Consider the following 604-nt stretch of genomic DNA (forward strand, 5'->3'; position numbering starts at 1 on the left):
AAATCATTGTAAGTCATTCGCGCTATCGTATGTTTTCCGAGAACTCGAGTTATCATCAGGATTAGAATGAAAGCAAGCACCGTTCTGAGAAATGTTTCCAATAACATACCAACTGTCCTCCACTACTCAGATAATTCCTTTCCTATTTTTCGTTATTTTTTGTAAAAAATACATTTGAATATAAAAAGCTACCTGATGACTATCTGCATATGATTCTGTGCAAGGGTTATCTTTAAATGAAAAGGTTCAAAATACAAGGAAGAGGAGAGGAGGGTAATGTGTGGGCTTTTTAACAACCTGGCTAGAACTGTATGGATATTGGGTGCTTTTTTGTGCGCTCTTTCTTGAAATGCTCGCACTTCCGTTTCCTGGGGAAGTATTGATGAGCTATTCAGGCTTGCTTATTTTTCAGAGAAAACTCAATTGGATCTCAGCCGTATTTACAGCATGGGCAGCAGTATCTACCGGATCGTCATTTTCGTATTGGATTGGGTTTCGATTAGGTATGCCATTCATTAATAAATATGGAGCTCGTTTTCACCTAGGTCCAGATAAGATGAATAAAATCGCATTCTGGTTTCGAAAGTACGGGAACAAATTGCTG

The 604-nt window shown here is 38.2% G+C and carries 1 protein-coding gene; it reads left to right on the forward strand.

What is annotated here, in order from left to right:
- Nucleotides 1-280: 280 nt before the first annotated feature.
- Nucleotides 281-604 (forward strand): DedA family protein (locus AC1DUA_RS40020; RefSeq protein WP_477504931.1); only part of this gene is annotated, 324 nt, incomplete at its 3' end.

The organism is Paenibacillus sp. 01T422 (genome assembly GCF_056398785.1).